This window comes from Bacillus sp. PK3-067 (assembly GCF_056738645.1).
The window spans coordinates 125,988-144,715 of record NZ_CP096491.1; the positions used below are offsets into that span (position 1 = coordinate 125,988).

The 18,728-nt window shown below is 31.8% G+C and carries 15 protein-coding genes and 2 pseudogenes; 15 read left to right on the top strand and 2 right to left on the bottom strand.

Annotated features, from left to right (window positions below):
* The first annotated feature begins 17 nt into the window (after nucleotides 1-17).
* From M1D73_RS28405 to rfbD, 10 genes are all read left to right on the top strand, one after another.
* Entirely contained in the window at nucleotides 18-314 is a 297-nt protein-coding gene (locus M1D73_RS28405; RefSeq protein ID WP_100655256.1) for an acyl carrier protein, read from the top strand.
* Nucleotides 311-796, top strand: coding sequence for a 3-hydroxyacyl-ACP dehydratase FabZ (gene fabZ, locus M1D73_RS28410; protein ID WP_100655257.1), 486 nt, complete (start codon nucleotides 311-313; stop codon nucleotides 794-796). The genes M1D73_RS28405 and fabZ overlap by 4 nt, the downstream gene beginning before the upstream one ends.
* Nucleotides 793-3,909: a GNAT family N-acetyltransferase gene (locus M1D73_RS28415; protein WP_100655258.1), complete on the top strand. Its 3,117-nt coding sequence runs from the start codon at nucleotides 793-795 to the stop codon at nucleotides 3,907-3,909. The genes fabZ and M1D73_RS28415 overlap by 4 nt, the downstream gene beginning before the upstream one ends.
* Nucleotides 3,906-5,210 (top strand): DUF6365 family protein, encoded by a 1,305-nt coding sequence (locus M1D73_RS28420; RefSeq protein WP_086401055.1) that lies wholly within the window; start codon nucleotides 3,906-3,908, stop codon nucleotides 5,208-5,210. The genes M1D73_RS28415 and M1D73_RS28420 overlap by 4 nt, the downstream gene beginning before the upstream one ends.
* Nucleotides 5,203-6,246 carry an aminomethyltransferase family protein gene (locus M1D73_RS28425; protein WP_100655259.1) on the top strand — a complete coding sequence of 348 codons (1,044 nt, stop codon included), beginning with the start codon at nucleotides 5,203-5,205 and terminating at the stop codon, nucleotides 6,244-6,246. Before M1D73_RS28420 ends, M1D73_RS28425 begins: the two co-directional genes overlap by 8 nt.
* Nucleotides 6,247-6,258: 12 nt before the next feature.
* Nucleotides 6,259-8,715, top strand: a complete 2,457-nt coding sequence (locus M1D73_RS28430; RefSeq protein ID WP_100655260.1) for a beta-ketoacyl-[acyl-carrier-protein] synthase family protein — start codon at nucleotides 6,259-6,261, stop codon at nucleotides 8,713-8,715.
* A gap of 124 nt (nucleotides 8,716-8,839) precedes the next feature.
* The gene (gene rfbA, locus M1D73_RS28435) at nucleotides 8,840-9,706 is read left to right on the top strand and encodes a glucose-1-phosphate thymidylyltransferase RfbA (RefSeq protein ID WP_100655261.1); all 867 of its coding nucleotides are present in this window, start codon (nucleotides 8,840-8,842) and stop codon (nucleotides 9,704-9,706) included.
* Nucleotides 9,707-9,731: 25 nt separating this feature from the next.
* Nucleotides 9,732-10,298 carry a dTDP-4-dehydrorhamnose 3,5-epimerase gene (gene rfbC / locus M1D73_RS28440; protein ID WP_100655262.1) on the top strand — a complete coding sequence of 189 codons (567 nt, stop codon included), beginning with the start codon at nucleotides 9,732-9,734 and terminating at the stop codon, nucleotides 10,296-10,298.
* Nucleotides 10,295-11,251 carry a dTDP-glucose 4,6-dehydratase gene (gene rfbB / locus M1D73_RS28445; RefSeq protein ID WP_086401050.1) on the top strand — a complete coding sequence of 319 codons (957 nt, stop codon included), beginning with the start codon at nucleotides 10,295-10,297 and terminating at the stop codon, nucleotides 11,249-11,251. The genes rfbC and rfbB overlap by 4 nt, the downstream gene beginning before the upstream one ends.
* A gap of 45 nt (nucleotides 11,252-11,296) precedes the next feature.
* Nucleotides 11,297-12,145: a dTDP-4-dehydrorhamnose reductase gene (gene rfbD, locus M1D73_RS28450; RefSeq protein WP_086401049.1), complete on the top strand. Its 849-nt coding sequence runs from the start codon at nucleotides 11,297-11,299 to the stop codon at nucleotides 12,143-12,145.
* 271 nt (nucleotides 12,146-12,416) lie between these two features.
* On the opposite strand, the pseudogene M1D73_RS28455 reads toward rfbD, so the two are convergent.
* Nucleotides 12,417-12,743 (bottom strand): annotated as a pseudogene (locus M1D73_RS28455) (ATP-binding cassette domain-containing protein); the annotation flags it as partial.
* Nucleotides 12,744-12,819: 76 nt separating this feature from the next.
* Between M1D73_RS28455 and M1D73_RS28460 the strand changes: the two are divergent.
* The 4 genes and pseudogenes from M1D73_RS28460 to cypX form a co-directional block, all read left to right on the top strand.
* Nucleotides 12,820-12,984, top strand: a pseudogene (locus M1D73_RS28460) (YxeA family protein); the annotation flags it as partial.
* Between the two features lie 274 nt (nucleotides 12,985-13,258).
* The gene (locus tag M1D73_RS28465; RefSeq protein WP_100655263.1) at nucleotides 13,259-14,989 is read left to right on the top strand and encodes a methyl-accepting chemotaxis protein; all 1,731 of its coding nucleotides are present in this window, start codon (nucleotides 13,259-13,261) and stop codon (nucleotides 14,987-14,989) included.
* A gap of 354 nt (nucleotides 14,990-15,343) precedes the next feature.
* Nucleotides 15,344-16,063 carry a tRNA-dependent cyclodipeptide synthase gene (locus tag M1D73_RS28470; protein ID WP_086401047.1) on the top strand — a complete coding sequence of 240 codons (720 nt, stop codon included), beginning with the start codon at nucleotides 15,344-15,346 and terminating at the stop codon, nucleotides 16,061-16,063.
* A 35-nt stretch (nucleotides 16,064-16,098) separates the two neighbouring features.
* The gene (gene cypX, locus M1D73_RS28475) at nucleotides 16,099-17,319 is read left to right on the top strand and encodes a pulcherriminic acid synthase (RefSeq protein WP_100655264.1); all 1,221 of its coding nucleotides are present in this window, start codon (nucleotides 16,099-16,101) and stop codon (nucleotides 17,317-17,319) included.
* Between the two features lie 123 nt (nucleotides 17,320-17,442).
* Here cypX and M1D73_RS28480 read toward each other — a convergent pair whose 3' ends face one another.
* Nucleotides 17,443-17,913 carry a MarR family transcriptional regulator gene (locus tag M1D73_RS28480; protein WP_086401045.1) on the bottom strand — a complete coding sequence of 157 codons (471 nt, stop codon included), beginning with the start codon at nucleotides 17,911-17,913 and terminating at the stop codon, nucleotides 17,443-17,445.
* Nucleotides 17,914-18,205: 292 nt separating this feature from the next.
* Between M1D73_RS28480 and M1D73_RS28485 the strand changes: the two genes are divergently transcribed.
* On the top strand, nucleotides 18,206-18,682 hold the full coding sequence (locus M1D73_RS28485; RefSeq protein ID WP_044585258.1) for a MarR family transcriptional regulator: 477 nt from the start codon (nucleotides 18,206-18,208) through the stop codon (nucleotides 18,680-18,682).
* Nucleotides 18,683-18,728: the final 46 nt, after the last annotated feature.

An 18,728-nucleotide genomic window follows, 5' to 3' on the forward strand; every position in this document is an offset into this window, starting at 1 on the left:
GGAAATGGGGAAAACAGATGTTTACGTATGTAGAAACAAAAATTATTGCTGAAAAAAGAAAACAATTAACTACTAGAATTAAAGAAATTATAACTGAGAGATTAGATTTAGAAATCGAACCATATTTCATTACTGATGATCAGCCATTATTCGGAAGAGGCTTAGGAGTTGACTCCTTGGATGCATTAGAGCTATTTCTGGCAATTGAAGAGGAATTTGGCGTTGCAGTGTATGACGAGAATATGGCAGTACTGGGTTCTATTAATAAAATTGCTGATTTTATTGAAGAAAATAGGGAGGATGATGTGCAGTGAGACCGGTATTAAATGCAGATCAAATTCGAAATATCTTACCGCATAAATGGCCATTCCTTTTCTTAGATAAAGTTATTCAACTTGAGCCAGGAAAGAGTGGAATTGGTATTAAAAATGTAACTGTAAGCGAACCTTTTTTTGAAGGGCACTTTCCAGATGAATCAATTATGCCTGGAGTGTTAATTATTGAAGCTTTGGCACAAATGACGGCTGTTGTTTATGTTACAGGAGAACTAGCAAAAATAGATGCACATGGCGCATGTTCACCTAAAATAGATCCAAGTTCATATGTGGGTTATTTAGTTTCTGTACGTAATATGAAATTTTTAAAACCTGTAGTACCAGGAGACCAGCTAGAATTACATGTCCAAATCGGAAGATCACTTGGGGGAATCTCACAAGTGGAAATCACTGCTTATGTAGATAAAAAGAAAGTTGCTACTGGTAGTATTCAAGTTTCTAAAAGAGTTGAGGAAATATGATCCATGGTATAGATGTTCAAGTTCGTGAGTGTACAGAGGCAGACAGTGAGAAGTTAGCGCACTTTTATAATAAATATCAATATGGCCCCATTAAATATGGGTATCCCTTAAATAAGCAAGACATCAAGCAATTATTTCGAGAGCGGAAGATACAGTTATATTTAATTGCTGAATATGAAAATGAAATTATAGCTAGCTTATTATTTTCTAGTTTATCAGGTCAAAGAGCCGCAACTTCAGATGGAACCTGGGCAGGATTCTTTTTAATCCATCCAGAATTTCGTTCGGGAAATATACCAGATAAATTATTTGCCTATGCAATTAAAAATCTTATTCAACAAGATATTAATTATATTGATACAGAAGTGAATCCCGAAGATAAAGTAGCCATGGCACTCTATAAAAGAGTGGGGTTATATCAAACAAGTAGGTCGTATATAGATTATGATGGCTACTTAAATTTAAGAAGCTATTTACCTTATGTAATTAATTATCTGTTAGATGCATTTAAACCAATTATTTCAAAAAGTGACCAAGATATATGGCTATCTAGAGGTTGGAAAACAGTTAGGGGATTGAAATCCCTACGTTCTATTCAGAGTAACGCCATAACAAGAAATGGAATTGAAGTTGTAAAGTATGCTATTAATCTTGGAGCAAAAGATGTGAACTGTTGGGTTGATATAAAAAGTGAAAAAATTACTGAGGTAGAAACAGAACAAGTAAGATTCACTAGTTATATTTTAGAAGGAAACAATTTAATTGTTGGAGAGAAGGTTCATATCTGTTATGTATATAAAAATCATTTTTCAAATCCTATTGAAGCTAGTATTACATCGAAGATAGGCGACGATTACTTAATTGATTTACAGAAAACTTTTTATCCAAATATAAAGTACGAGTGGGAAGAAGTTATAACAGTTACTAAGGAAATTGAGGGGGAACTTGTTACTAAGTTACAAGCAAAAGAACTAGAACTAACTGTTCATTTTGGAGTAACCATAGCAAATCCGTTAGAAGTAAATGTTGCTAATCATCCTAAGTTAATTAATGGAAAAGAATCTGCATGTATCGTTAATGTGAAAAATAATTCTTTAGATAGATTAATTTACAAATTATTTATCCAACAAGGAAACCCTAAAATACTAGATTTCAAACTGCTAGAAAAACACCAAATTTGTATTATAGAGCCGGGTGAAGTAAAGAAACATCCTATTTTATTGAATCCCCAAGAAATTGGTATCACTAATATGACATTTTCGGCTGTTAGTCATCAAAATAAAAGTATTGGGGAAATAAAGGCCATAATTCCGGTTCATACGCTTGGGAGAAATCATGTTTATGAAACAGAAGAATACTTGGTTCTAGAAAATATGTATATAACCGTACAAATAAGTAAAAGTACTGGTTGTTTATATATATATGACCTTAGAAAGCAGCAATTATTAGTAAAAGAAGCATGGCCAGATTTAGATTACCCATTTTTAAATGCAGTAAAAGAACCGAAAGTAAATGAGCTGTCATGGGCAATAAAATCTGATTCATGTTTTGAAATCATTCATAAGGCCACAAAATTAAAGAGAAGCATTCGTTTTTTGTCAGATAAGATAGTTCAAATAAAAGATTTTGCACAAGAAGGAAAATATATAAAGATATACCCTTGGTGCATGTTATATGATGCGAAGATGACGGTACCATTAAAGAGTGGGTTAGTTTCTAAACCTATGGTATATGGTGAGTATCCATATGCACTACATGACTATGAATTTGTAAACCAATTCGATCTACCTAGTCATCCAGACATGTATGAGCGAAATTATACATTGTTTGAATCGCAAAATATTAATATTGGATTCATATGGAAAGGAAATGTAGAGCGTATCCTATTTGGATTAAGATGGATGCCAGCGGTAATATTTACACGGAATGATAAAGAAAAATGTATAACAAAAACGCACTATTACACTTTATGTTCTCGTGATAGCAAAGATGAAGTAGAAGAAATCTATAACGATATTACTAGTCATACATCCAAATTTATATCTAATAAGATTCCGTACTCAATTGAGACTGACCAATTTCATATTATAAATGAAAACGGGGAATTTTATATTCACGGAAGCCTAAAAAACTTATTTTCTTCCATATTAAAGGGGAAATTAACATTGGTTTTCCCTCAGATACCTTACGAACAACATTTGTTTATACAAGACATTGATTCCATAAGCAATTTTGATTTTGAATTTAATGGGAAGGTTAAATGGTCAAAAGCGCATTATGCCACACTTACGTATCAAGATGACTTGAATGGAAATACGATAACTAAAAATATATATCTTTTCCCTAAAGGAAGAAATGAATTGACATATAACGAAAAAAAGCAGGAATATTTAGTTCAGAATAACGTACTAGACATAATGATTAAGGTAAACCAAAGTAGTAAAATAACAGAATTTATGTATAAAGATAAAAAGATTTTAAAAGAGAAATCAGCATTAAATTCTTATAATTTTTTACCTGGTTTGATGATACCAACGGTTCAATCTTGTACTTCAGATTGTAGGGAAGATTTGAGTATTAATTCCATACATCTCAAGAACAGTGCCAATTCGGTAGTAGTAAAAGAAAATACATACAGGGAATTCATTCATCAGATTTTCTGTCAATCTAATGAATCGAAAGTTGGATATACAACTGTATTTGATTTACCAATTTTACAAATACAAATGAAAAATCTACAAAAAGAGAAGATGAAAGCTAGTGTCTTTCATTTATTCTGGGAGAAAAAAGGGAAAACAAAAATTAAAAAGATTTATTATTGGCAGAACGGAGAGCAAAATACATTAATACCAAATGACAAACAAAGAAAGATTTACTTAGATAAGAAGGTAATTCTCGAATTATCTAATGGGTTATACGTATCTATTTTAGCACTATCTCATAATACAAAATGCTTTATATACGAGTGGCCAAAGAAAGGTATACAAATTGGTATATATGATAATCAGAACGAATTTTATGATGCAGATATTCGCTTTAATATTGCAGTTGGAGAAACTTTACTTGATAGTGAATACTTTTCGCAAATTTTATTAGAGGGGAATATGACATGAAAGTATTGTTTATTGCACCTAGTCACTTTAGCATTGGTGAGTTGCACAATGCCTTATGTCTAGCGAAACAAATTGAAGAGGATGGAGAAGTATATTTTTTAACAAGTGAAAAATTCTTATGGTATGCCAGTAAATCTGTAGCAAATGTTAGATCACTAACAAAGGGGCTAAAACAAAAAGAGGTTATAAAACAAATCAATAATTCATTTCAACCTGATGCTATTGTTTTAGCTGATTACCATAATTTATTTTTAGAGTCTCCAATTATTGATCTTGATTATCTATTAAACCTACACATACCTTGTTTTTCTATTGATTCTTTAGCTTGGGGTAGTGAGGATCGATTATTAGAAAATAAACTTTTTAAAAATGCAAATTACAATAGCTTAAAGAAAAGGTCATTGATAGAACTACCTAAAATCCCCTCTCAATTTAAGCTAATTAGAACTTGTCCAGTGAATAGTTATAAACAAGATAGTGAGAATATTACTTCTGTCAAATTATATAAAGATGCTTTACAAATAGATGAAGAAATAAGAATGAAAATAAGAACACAACTAGGTTGTAGGGAACAAGATAAATTAATTATGATTGCGAAATCATCATGGGCCAACCTATTAGTAAAAATGAGGCTCATGGAGAAGAAACAGTACAATGATGCAAGGTTTAGTTATGAATATATATTACAAGAACTATTAAGCCTATATCTTCAGGATTTTCCAAGTGATACATGTATTAAATTAATTGGGGTTTCAGATGAGACCAAATTTGTTTCTATGAAAAATGGAGGAAAAATAGAATTTGTTTCACTACCGTTTCTTCATTTGGAAGAATATGAGCAACTAATATTATCATGTGATTTATTTATCACCGATAATATTACATCCTGCTCAATGGGAAAAGCGGTATTTGGAAAAATACCTGTAATTAGTCTGGTAAACCATATGGAATATGAAGAATTAAAGACTCAAAGAGATAGCCATAATCCTACCTTAAGAAGCATTATAGAAAAATGGAATTATATACTACCTAATGGACTTTATCCATTTCTTGTATTTCCAAATGGATGGCATAAAGAATTAGCGCCATTGATGGAGCAAAATGATTATTTTAAATGTGTGCATACTTGTGAAATGTTTGATTTAAAAGAAACTAGTCAAACCATATTTAATATGCTGTATAGCAAAACGGAGATTGATAAATTAAAGAAAATGCAACAACTGTATATAAATAATGTATGTAATCAACCGACAATTAAAGATGTGATAAAGAGAGAATTGGGGGCGCTTAATCATGAGTAATCAAATTAATGTACAAGAAGAAACTAATGAAGCATATGATGCAGTACGTAACGGAATTGGTGTAATAGATTTATCAGCAACAGGAAGAATTGTTGTAAAAGGGGAGGACCATGTAGAGTTCCTAGATCGTTTAGTTACGAAAGATATTATGTTTATGGAAGAAGAAACTACACTCTTTACCTTATTGTTACAAGAAGATGGGACTGTAATTGATATTATTAATCTGTTTAAAAATGAGGATTCTATTACAGTTATTACTACACCGCATAAAAAGGACACTGTACTAGCTTGGTTAGAAGATCAAAAGACGAATGGCATTGAGATTATAGATATAAGTCAAACACATTCTCTCCTTGGATTTGAAGGCCCTTATGCATGGAGATTAGCTCAACAATTTTTAGATTTCGAAATATCATCACTACCATTTCAATCATTTGTGTTAAATCAATTATTTGGAAAGGAAATTCTATTGGCAAGAACAGGTGTAACAGCAGAGTATGGTTATCAATTATTGTTTGAAAAATACTTGGAACCAATAGTGGTTGAAACCATAAATTCTTTTAAAGATGACGATATTAACTTGAAAAAAGTGGATTGGGAAACATTAGAGACGTTAATGTTAGAAATTCGACATCCATATTTTGAATTTAAACATTTAGAAGAACTAAATATTTTCGAAGCTAGTTTAGAATGGTTTATTGATTTTTATAAAGATGAATTTTATGGAAGAGAATCCTTAGAACAGCAATCGGAAGCTGGATTTAATAAAAGAATTGTGGGATTCACGACAGGAATAGAGAGTCAAATTACAGTTAATGATGAGATTTTTATAGAAGAACAATTAATTGGTAAAGTTATTGAACTTAAAGAAAGTCCTGTATTAAACATGAGACTCGGGATTGCTTTATTAGAGGAACCATTTGCTGTTTCAGGAATTGGATTTTATGTGAAAAATAAAGAAAATGCTTTATATGAGGCACATACTCAGTCCTCACCATATATTCTACCTAAATCATGGTCAATCAAAATACTGTAAAGGTGATGGCATATGAACACGAATAATCAACGAATCGTCGTAACTGGCATGGGAATTATTTGTTCAAACGGAAATAGTGTAAAAGAATTTTGGGATAATATCAAATCTGGGAAATCTGGTATTAAAGTAATCCAAAATATCGATATGGCTGAAATGGTAACAGATTATGGTGGAGAGATTGAAAACCTTCAGTTAGATGATTACTTCTTTAATGATGAAATAAAGGATATGGATCGCTGTGGAAAATTAGGTGTCATGGCGGCAAGAGAAGCGGTAGAAAACGCAAAATTAAAAATAGAAAACTTTAATCCATACCGAATTGGAATATCATTAGGCACATCTTTAGGAGGCATGTTGAGCGGGGAAGAATTTCATAATCAGTGGATTAAAGATGGAATTGAAAAAGCAGATGAAACGTTACTTTTTAAGTATCCAATCCATACGCCCTGTGACAATATTACGCGAGACTTAAAAATAAAAGGGCCAAAAATGATTATTTCGAATGCATGTGCCGCTGGTACAAATTCAATTGGATTTGCGCTGGATACAATTCGAAATAACAAAGCAGATATCATGATAACCGGTGGTGTAGATCCCTTATCTAAATTGTCAATGAGTGGTTTTAATAGTTTACAAGCACTAGCACCAACGCCACCATCGCCCTATAGCAAGAGTAATGGCGTGGTAATCGGAGAAGGTGCAGCTATTCTTGTTTTGGAATCCTTAGATCATGCGGTTAAAAGAGGTGCAAATATCCTAGCTGAACTAGTGGATTACGATTTATCTTCAGATGCATATCATCAGACGGCACCAGATCCTGGCGGGGAAGGTGCTTTGAGATCCATGCAAGGTGCTTTAAAGAAAGCCAATATAGATGCTAAGGAAGTAAGCTATATCAATGGACATGGTACAGGTACACCAGCAAATGATGTATCAGAGCCAAAAGCAATTCGTACATTAATTACTGAAAATAAGACACCAGTTTCTTCAACTAAATCAATGATAGGACATATGTTAGGAGCCGCAGGGGCGGCGGAAGCAGTAACAAGTATTCTTGCTATTCAACATGGATATTTACCTCCAACTATAAACTTTGAAGTTGAAAGTCAAAAGTTTAATCTAGATTTTGTACCTAACATAGGTAGGGTAAGTGATTTGAGTTATGTACTATCAAATTCATTTGCTTTCGGTGGAAACAATGCAAGTATCTTATTCTGTAAGTACAATGAGAACCTTGAGTTATCAGCAGCAAAGGAAAAGCTAATTAAAGAAAAAAAAGTCGTAATTACTGGTGTAGGGGGACTTGCTGGGAATTCTTCAAACCTTCAAGAAATTAAAGATTGTATGTTTAAGGGAAAGAGTGGTACCTCAAAGATTAAACAGTGGAACGACAATCCTAAGTGCATACAAGCCGGAAAAATACCAGAACAAAACTATCGAAGGCTAATACATCCTAATTTATTAAGGAAGATGGATTCAATTAGCAAACATGCAGTATTATCAGTGAAAATGGCTATAGAGAACGGGAACTTAAAGATAGATAAAAATAATAGGGACAAGATAGGAATTATTTTTGCTACTGGTACAGGACCAGTTGGAACGGTAGAATCATTTAACCGGATTATTATCCAAGAGGGTGTTAAGGCCGCCAATGCTAAATTATTTCCAAACACAGTTATGAACGCAGCAGCTGGACATATTTCATTAAACTTTAAAATAAAAGGGCCTACTTCAACTATTTCATGTGGCGGGGTTTCTGGTATTAGTGCACTATACTATGCCTATGCCATGATTCAATCTAGTGATTATGACACATTCATTGTGGTAACGGCAGATGAAGTAAATAATCCAATAATAGAGGGACACTCAAAAATAAAAAGATACTTAACAACTGAGAATATAAGTCCTTTTGATTGTAATAATAGCGGTACCATACTTGGTGAAGGGAGCGTTGCCTTTATTGTAGAAAGTGAGGAGGCAGCGTTAAAAAGAAATAGTAATATTTTAGCTGAAATTAAAGGTTTTGGGTTAACATCTGATGATAGTAAAATAGGGGATTTAAATCATCTAGGAAAGGCATGGGAGGAATCTATGCGTTTAGCAATGAAAGAGGCGATGATTTCTCCAGGAGAGATAGAATATATTTGTGCAGCTGCCAATGGTCATACATATTTTGACCATATTGAAGAGAGAGTTATAGAACGTACATTCGGAAAAGGAGCTCCTGTTAGTGCCACAAAATCTATCTTTGGGGAAACTCATGCAACTGCAGGCCTTCTTTCTCTCATTAGTGTTATATGTGCATTTGATGGTGAAATACCAGCTACGCAAAATGTAAAGAGTCATAGAGGAAGAATAGATCTCGTCACAGAAAATCCTCGTAAGGCTCCGGTGCGCAATGCCTTAATTAGTACATATTCTTATGGTGGTAATTATAATTCTGTTGTAATAGGAAAATATTTAAATTAATTATTTATGTAGGAGGCCACTTTTATTAGGTATGTATCGGTCTCCTGCATAATAAGCTATATAGTTTTTAAAGCTTAAGCTCTTAATTGATCATATCAGAAAAACTATGAAGGAGCACAATGCCATGAAAGGTATCATTCTTGCAGGTGGGAACGGTACTAGATTGTACCCCCTTACCCAAATTATATCGAAGCAATTATTACCTATCTATGATAAACCCATGATTTATTATCCTTTATCAGTACTAATGTTGGCGGGTATAAGAGAGATACTAATTATTTCAACGCCACAAGATATTAATAAATTTGAGCAAATGTTAGGTGATGGTTCAAAATATGGAATTACCCTTTCATATACTGTTCAGCCTTATCCAGAAGGTATAGCACAAGCATTTATTATAGCAGAAGAATTTATTGGAAATGATAATGTAGCTTTAATTCTTGGCGATAATATCTTTTATGGTCATGGACTAACAGAATTACTAGAAAAGGCTGTTAAGAAGACTAGAGGAGCTACAGTTTTTGGTTATTATGTCAATGATCCAGAGCGCTTTGGGGTAGTAGAGTTTGATTCTAAAAAGCATGTGATTGATATCATGGAAAAGCCAAAGGAACCAAAATCAAACTATGCAGTAACTGGCCTGTATTTTTATGATAAACGTGTGATAGAAATAGCAAAAAATATTAAACCATCTAATCGTGGGGAATTAGAGATAACAGATATAAACAAAGAATATCTTGAAATGGGAGAATTAGAAGTTGAATTATTGGGAAGAGGCTATGCATGGCTGGATACAGGTACACACGAATCATTATTAGCAGCGGCACAATTTATAGAGACAATTGAGAAAAGACAGAGTTTAAAAGTAGCTTGTTTAGAAGAAATTGCATTTAAAAAGAAATATATAACCAAGCAGCAACTATTAAAAATGGCAAATTCGGTAAAGGAAAATCAATACAGCCAATATTTACTAAGGGTTGCCCATCAATAGCATTTAAATGAATGGAGAGAGAAGAATGCGTAAAATTCATACAGCATTAGATGGTGTTTTTATTATAGAGCTTGATAAATGCAGTGACAAACGCGGTTACTTCATAGAAACATGTAATAAGAAAAAATTTGAACTTTTAGATTTACATGGAGACTTTGTACAAGATAATCAATCATTATCTGTTCATACAGGCACGATACGTGGGCTGCATTATCAGTTGAATCCTAAAGCACAAATGAAGGTAGTAAGCTGCATTTCTGGCTCTATTTATGATGTAGTGGTAGATATCCGAAAGGGCTCTCCAACGTATGGGCGATGGTTCGGAACAATTTTAAGTGAGTATAATAACCGTCTACTTACCGTTCCTAAAGGGTTTGCACATGGTTTTTGTACTACAGAACCTAATACTATTGTCCAGTATAAAGTAGATGAGTATTATTCACCTAACCATGAAGGCGGAATTCTATGGAATGATGAAACGATAGGGATTTTTTGGCCAACTAATCAACCAGTTTTATCAGAGAAAGATAGAAAACTACCTAGATTAAAAGATACTAATATCAACTTTGTTTATGGAGATGATTTTAATTGAAATTATTAATAACGGGTGGGGCAGGATTTATTGGTAGTAATTTTATTCGGTATATGTTAAACAAATATCCTCAATACCAAATTGTAAATGTAGATTTATTAACATATGCAGGAAATTTATCTAATTTAAAGGAAATATCACTAAATCAAAATTATAAATTCATCAAAGGGGATATTTCAAATGAGATATTCATAGATAAGTTATTTAAAAAAGAGAAATTTGATTATGTATTAAATTTCGCAGCAGAATCTCACGTTGATAGAAGTATTAAAACTCCCCATATCTTTGTCCAAACTAACATATTAGGTACACAAGCCTTATTACACTCAGCATATAAAACAAAAGTGAAAAAGTTTGTACAAATTTCTACAGATGAAGTATATGGGACATTATCTCAAACGGGTGCATTTACAGAACATACAATAATAGCTCCTAATAGTCCTTATAGTGCAAGTAAAGCCAGTGCAGACTTAATGGTACGAGCGTATCATGAGACATTCGGTTTACCTATGAATATAACTCGTTGTTCCAATAATTATGGTCCCTATCAGTTCACGGAAAAATTAATACCATTAACAATAACTCATGCTTTAAATAATAAAGATATTCCTCTATACGGTGATGGATTACATATAAGAGATTGGCTTCATGTAGAGGATCACTGTGTAGCTATTGATTTAGTTCTTCATGGTGGAACAGACGGGCACATATATAATATCGGAGGAGATAATGAATACACAAATCTGGATATAGTACAAAAAATACTCAAATTCCTCAATAAAAGTCAATCGCAAATTACATTTATCATAGATCGCTTAGGACATGATCGACGTTACGCTATGGATGCTACTAAGTTGAAAGAAGAATTAGGTTGGAAACCACACTATCTATTTGATGCTGGACTCACTCAAACAATTAAGTGGTATATAGATAACCCTTCTTGGTGGGGATAAATTTTATTAGCTAAAAATTACATAAGTTAAACGAGGAATTTTAAAATGAAGATACTGATAACGGGAGTAGATGGGCAACTTGGACAAACTTTAATACAAGTACTCAGCAGAACACGTCATGAACTATATTGTGTGAATCGAACCAAGTTAGATATTACAAACAAAATAAGGGTTTGCTCTTATATTGACAGAGTAAAGCCAGATGTAATTATACACTGTGCAGCATTTACAAATGTAGATAGGGCAGAGAGAGATAAAGGTTTGGCATATGAAGTAAATGTATTAGGTACCAAATATATTGCTCAGGCTGCAGGGAGAATCAAGTGTAAATTTGTATATATTAGTACGGATTATGTATTTGATGGCGAAAAGCATACACCATACAATCTAGAAGATCGTCCTAATCCATTAAATATATATGGAGAAACGAAATTGGCTGGAGAACATTTAGTAAAAAAATACACGAAGAATCATTTTATTATTAGAACGTCCTGGATATTTGGAAAGGGTGATGGTCACTTTATTGCTAAGATAGGAAAAATAGCAAGTCTATATGATGAAGTACGTGTAGTATCAGACCAATTTGGCTCACCTACCTATGCAATAGATTTAGCAAACTTTATTGAGGAGTTAATAGAGACAGATCAATTTGGATTATATCATGTGACAAATGAAGGAGTATGTTCGTGGTATGAGTTTGCAGTTGAATTTTTTAAAGACTTCAATACAGAGATTAATATAATTCCTTTAACGACGGAGGAATTCCCGCAAACAGCCAACAGACCTAAATATTCAGTGTTAAGCAAAGATTGCATTATCCTGAATGGATTAAAACCATTAAGACATTGGAAAGAAGCATTAAAAGAGTATAAGGACCAACTTAATAGTAGATAATCACTTTAATTTATATAAAATTAGCAAGTAAATATAGCTTTATTCTTTTAGTAACTTTCCTTTTAATTATTTTGAAATTTGGCGTTTACTAAGTATTAACTGTAAAATAAAAAACCACTCCCTTAAGTAGTGGTTTTTTATTTTACAACTATACATTAAATCGTAACAAAAGCCATTATACATTCGCTGAAAGATTAACAGTACATTTACTATTTTAGCATATTTACACTCAAATAAATGTTCCAATCTAGTGAACTTTTAAATTTCATTCGATCCCTTTGGATAAGGTAGAAATTTTATGTTTTAGATTTAAAGTAAACGGTTTTATGTAATCTTGAAAAACGGGTTCATCCCAATCAGTATAGGAAGGAGCAATGATATTTTTCATTTCTTTCAATGTTAATTCATCATAAAAATATCCCTCATCTAGCACAATACCAATTTTGTTTTTAGACTTTCTTTCATATTTAATCATTTATTTTTCTGAAAAATAAATTTTTACGGAATATTTTAAAATCAGATCGAGGATTACTTTGATTGTAGTAGTTTTACCAGAACCATTGATACCGATAAATCCTGTTATACAGTCGTTATTAATTGTAAAAGTAACATCTTTTAATGAGAAATTTTCGTAAGATTTATTTTAATTATTTACTTCTAACATAACATTTTTAAAATTAGTAGACTCTGAGAAGGAAGGTAAAGAAAAGGAATTAGAATTTTTCGCACAAAAGTACCTTCGTGAAGATGCTTTTCTTCTAGTATATTATTCTGAAGAAAAAGGAGTGAAATCTTGGGAAGAAGTAAAAAGGGGTACCACCCCATCGCCATCAAGCTAAGAAAAGAAAACTACCCCAAAAACGAAATTTTGTGCTGACTTGTAATAATAAAGCTCATTTTTTTCTTTTTGGGGAGATCTGTTTTCTTAAGTTGATGGGCATAGGGGGATACCCCTTGATGGCCAAATGGCGAAATATTTTACTGGAAAATTTTATTTTTATTACTTTTTTAAATTATTTATATTTATATATTTTAAAAATAAATATCGTATATTCCAGATTATTATTATACAATATATCAACTGAACTATATATAAGAATGGAGAGTTTTTAGTTGAAATTATTGAGAAACAGTAAGGTTGGTACAAAACTAAACATACTAATAGGCATATCAAGTATTGCCTGTATAGTATTATCCCTAATAGGATTTTGGGGATTAGAAAGAGGAAAGAGTGCTTCTTCTAATATGTATGAAGATAATTTAAAATCAGTTGATTGGATAGGAACGATAGAATCTAACTTTTATCACGTTAATATGAATTTTATGGAAATAATGGTATCCAAAGATGAAAAAAGAATGAACGATTTGATAAAAGAAATGGATGGAATTCGTAAAGAAAATGATCAGTTATTAAAGCTGTTCGAAACTAAAGTTATTTCTAATAAAGAAAAAGAGCTATTTAGCAAATTTCAGGAAGAGTTTCATGAATTAAGAAAAAAGATGAAAAAGGCACAAGAATTAGGGAAAGCTAATAATGAAGAAGCCTACACTTATTATCTAAAAGAAATCGAACCTAATATGCAAAAAACAATTCAGTCCATTCGTGAACTAATTGTATATAACAGTAATAATGCAGAGCAGTTACAACAAGTTAATAATAACAGTGCTCAAAATACAATGATAATGTTTGTAGTCCTTTCAATTTTAGCAATTATCATAGTAATATTCATCGGATATCTTATCAGGTTAACTATACGACAACCACTATTATTATTGCAAAATGATATGAAGAAAGTAGCTGCAGGTAATTTAACAATACGTACTTCTTATAAAGCAAATAATGAGATAGGAAATATTGTACAGTCTTTTAATAGTATGTTAGATAATCTACAACAATTAATTGCAAGTGTTAAATCGACAACACAAGAAGTTATTTCTTCTACAGATGGTGTTTTACAAGATACAAAGCGAGCATCTAATATTTCGAATGAGGTTGTTCAGACGATTTCTGAAGTAAAAGAAAAAATAGCAGGACAGGTAACTAGTATTCAAGAGAGTTCATCTTCAATGGATGAAATAACAATTGGTGTGCAAACAGTAGCTGAGTCTTCAGCTGTAGTTGCTGAGGTAGCAGTAACTACTACAGAACAAATACACATTGGTAGTGATGTGATAAAGCACTCAATTCTTCAAATGAACAGTGTTCATGATGTCGTGGAGGAAACATCAAAAGTAATAGATAGACTTGTTACACGTACACAACAGATTGATACAGCCTTGGATGCAATTACTAATATTGCCGAGCAAACTAACCTTCTTGCCTTAAATGCTGCTATTGAAGCAGCACGTGCTGGAGAGAATGGGAAAGGGTTTGCAGTGGTTGCAGCAGAAGTTAGGGATTTGGCTGAAAAGTCTAAAGAATCCGCTAATGAAATTAACCATTTAGTCAAATCTATTCAACAAGATACTCAAGACACAGTTCATGTCATGCAAAAAGGAGAACAAAAGGCAGCAGAAGGAAAGGAAGCAGCCCACCAAGCAGATCAAACATTCTCATCTATTATGAGAGATATTGACAAAATCACAAGTCAATTTCAAGAAGTCTCTGCAGCAACAGAGGAGATGTCTGCCGGTACAGAAGAAGTAAATGCGTCTCTTTCACTAGTATCTGATACTTCAACACAAATAGAAAGAGAAACAATTCAAACAGTACAATCAATTCAATTACAAGCAGTTTCAATTCAAGAAATTTCAAATCAATCTAACAAGATGAAAGAAAAGGTGAATGCATTAACAGAATTGCTTTCTAAATTTATTATTGAAGAGCAAAAAAACGAGAAATAAAATATATAATAAAGAAGTACAGGTCCTTAATTAAGGACCTGTACTTCTTTATTATGACTAACTGTAAGTTGTGAAATAAATTTCTATTGTGTAAACAATTGTGAACAGAATTTTAATTTTTTGTTTTATTTATTTTTTCTGAATAATACATATTGACAAAACAATAGTAGCAATATAGAATTGGTTTTGTTCACCGGTGAACATTATACGGGGTTTTTTGTTAGTATTATTTTTATTCAACATTTCTAACATCAAGATATTCTATCTCTTTTTTTATGTAGTTTGAAATATTATTGGTTACTTAAAATCAATAAAACAGTTTATATTGATAAAATTATTTAAAGGGATGATTGTATGACGAATGCTATAGCGGTAAGAAATGTACGAAAGTTTAGTTCTCAACCCTTATCTACTAATTGTGCTGAAATATTAAAACGTAGTAAGCATGCAATAATAGGTATTAGTCCGTTTAATAGTAGATTTTCTGATGAATATATTAATAGACTCATTGAATGGGCATTACATACTTTTGATGATGTTAGTGTTTTATTAGCTGGAAAAGAAGCTGCAAATTTACTTGAGGCTCTAGGAACTCCAAAAGGTAAAGCGGAAAGAAAAGTTAGGAAAGAAGTATCTCGAAATAGAAGATCAGCTGAAAAGGCACTTAAAGAGCATGGTGGTAATGTAAATGCTATCCATACTTTTTCTGATTTTAATGACAACAATGCATATAGCTGCATGAGGGCAGAAGCAGAACATATTTTTTTAAGCGAAACTGATTTTCGAAATGCTTGCTTAGAAATGTCACATGCAGCCATTTTAGGTAGGGCAAGGGGTACTAATATAGATATTGATCAAATATCAAATGACATGCTAAATATTGCAGTAGAATATGTAATTGCAGAACTCCCATTTTTCATTGGCGGAGCTGAAATTTTAGGAGCTCAAGAAGCTGTACTTATTTATCATAAACCATGGGAGCTTGGTGAACAGATAGTTCGAAATGATTTTTCTATCAAGATGAAACCAAATCAAGGATATTTAATGGTTCAAGAATCGGAAGATATATCTTAGCAAATAGTAAGTATCCAATACAAGGGGGAAGTAATATGTCAAATACTATGCAAACGGTAAATATATTAACAGAGGAATTTCAAGAAAATCCATATAAGTATTTTTCATACCTACGTCAGAATGACCCAGTACATTATGAACCTGAGATTGATAGTTATTTTATTAGTAGATATCAAGATGTCCGTAATATATTGAATGATACTGAAACATTTACAACAAAATCATTAGCTGAACGTGCTGAACCAGTAATGCGTGGACCAGTATTAGCACAAATGCGTGGAAAAGAGCATGTAGCGAAAAGAAAAATTGTTTTAAGAAGTTTTATGGGAGATGCTTTACAAAAATTAATGCCTTTAATTAAAAAGAATGCAGAAGATTTACTATTTCCACACCTTCCAAATGGAAAGATAGATTTAATTAATGATTTTGGCAGAACATTTGCTGTTTATGTAACAATGGATATGATTGGATTAGATAAGAAAGATCATAAGAAGATAGGAGAATGGCATAGTGGTGTAGCTGATTTTATTACTAGTATAAATCAACCACCAGAGGCAAAAAAACATTCTCTTTGGTGCAGTGAACAGTTAGCTAATTATTTAGAACCAATTATTAAAGAACGACGATTAAACCCACAGGAAGATTTAATTTCTAAATTATGCAGTGCAAAATATGAAGGAATAGCTATGACTGATACTGATATTCTAGCATTGATTTTAAATATATTATTAGCTGCAACAGAACCTGGTGATAAGACTCTTGCTTTATTAATTTATAATTTAATTAACCAACCGAAACAACTACAAGATGTATTAAGTGATCGTTCATTAGTGCCATTAGCTATTGCAGAAACTTTACGTTACAATCCACCAGTGCAATTGATCCCACGTCAATTGTCAAAAGATACGGAAATAAGTGGTATACAAATACCCAAAGGAACTACGGTATTTTGTATGATTGGTGCAGCGAACCGTGACCCTAATGCATTTGAAAGACCTGATGAATTCAACATTTATCGTCCGGATCTTGATATTAAAAAGGCATTTAGTGGTGCTGCAAGACATCTTGCATTCGGATCAGGTATTCATAATTGCGTAGGGGCAGCGTTTGCGAAATCAGAAATTGAAATAGTTGTAAATGTAGTCTTAGATAATATGAAAAATATTAAATTAGAAGAAGATTTTCAATATGTTGAAAAAGGACTTTATACACGTGGACCTATTTCCATGCCTATTCTTTTTGATAAGTTAGTTTAAAAAAACATGGCTATTTTAGTTATTAATATAATTCAATTTTTACTAAGGGGCTAAAACCCCTTAGTTTTTCTATTTTTATGAGAAGGTCATCATATATACCTTCTAAGCTAATATAACAAAAAATTAAATATATTGTTTCCATGCTTCTAAAAATTTTGTTACAACTTGTAACTCGGAATCATTAAATTGTTGGAATAACGCACTGTAACGCTCATGTGCAATTTTGTGTAATTTTTTATGAACAATGGCTAACTGTATTCCCTTATCAGTTAAAGTATAAAAGATTTCCTTCTTATTATCTGTATTTTGATGCGTCAATAAAATTTTATTATCAATAAGAACGCGAATAGCTTTAGAGATGGTTGCTTTAGAAATATTAAGTTCCATAGATAGTAGAGTGTTATTCATTTGTTGTCTACTCTCATGAATAACCGAAACAATATGTAGTTGTGTTAGAGTCCAATTTTTATTTATATTTTCATATTCACTAACTAATTCTTTTATCATCTCTTGAGATGCATATTTTTTCTTTTCTCTTGTTATGACAAAGTCTTCAATAGCTTTTAAGGTTTGTTTATGGACAAAATTTGTCATAATAATTTCCCCTATCTAGAATTATTGTTTACCGGTTAACAATATAAAGTTTACCAGTAAACAATAACTAGGTCAACAATTTAAAAAAAGGACTTTTATGCATTGAAACTTACTCTTTAATATAATACGACTTTATTAGGGTAAATTATGAAAAATAGATACATTAAAGGTTCTTACATAATTAGTTAAATTCCAATTTAGCAATTGACAATTGCTAAACGAGGATATAAAATCAAAATAGTTTACCGGTAAACAAAAAATAAAATAGACAAAGAAGGGTAGAAACATTTAAATGAATAAGGGCATAAAACAGAAAATTTACGATAATTATCTACATTTGTTACATCTCAATGAACAAAAGGCAGATAAGGATATTGAGACTTTTTTTAAGCAAGCAAAAATGGAAGAAATAGAACATGTACCGACAAATATGACAAGTATACACGTAATTGCCTGTATTGGTGAGAATCAACCAATAAATAATATTACAATTGCAAGGAAAATGAATTTATCTAAAGCGAATATCACAAAAATTAACACCAAATTAATAAAGGAAAATTTAATCACTCGTTTTCAGTCAGTTGATAACAAAAAGGAGGTATATTATCAACTTACTCCGGCAGGACAATCACTTTGTGAATTACATCAGAAAATTCATGACCAGAAAGAAAATGAATTTTATCAGTTCGTTGATTCATTTTCTGAAATTGAACAAAACGCAATATTGAAGTTTTTACAAAATATAAACGATAAAATGTTGGGGAAATAAATTTTTTATAACTTAAATATATTAGCTAATTATTAATAATCTTTTA